Genomic DNA, 255 nt, shown 5'->3' with positions numbered 1-255 from the left:
CACCTTAGGATTCTCTCCTCGCCTACCTGTGTCGGTTTGCGGTACGGGCACCTATAATCTGGCTAGAAGCTTTTCTTGGCAGTATGAAATCAGGAACTTCGCTACTAAAATTCGCTCCCCATCACAGTTCAGGTCTCAGTTGGACGGATTTGCCTATCCAACACCCTCACTGCTTGGACGCGCACATCCATACGCGCGCTTTCCCTATCCTCCTGCGTCCCTCCATTGCTCATAACGATTATGAGGTGGTACAGG

At 51.4% G+C, this 255-nt stretch carries 1 rRNA gene; it reads right to left on the bottom strand.

Going from position 1 to position 255, the window contains the following annotated elements:
- Positions 1–255 (bottom strand): 23S ribosomal RNA (locus KI338_RS17625); the annotation flags it as partial.

It is taken from the genome of Ornithinibacillus bavariensis (assembly GCF_018333235.1).
GTDB classification, from domain to species: domain Bacteria; phylum Bacillota; class Bacilli; order Bacillales; family Amphibacillaceae; genus Ornithinibacillus; species Ornithinibacillus bavariensis.
This window is presented reverse-complemented; position numbering and strand designations above follow the sequence as displayed.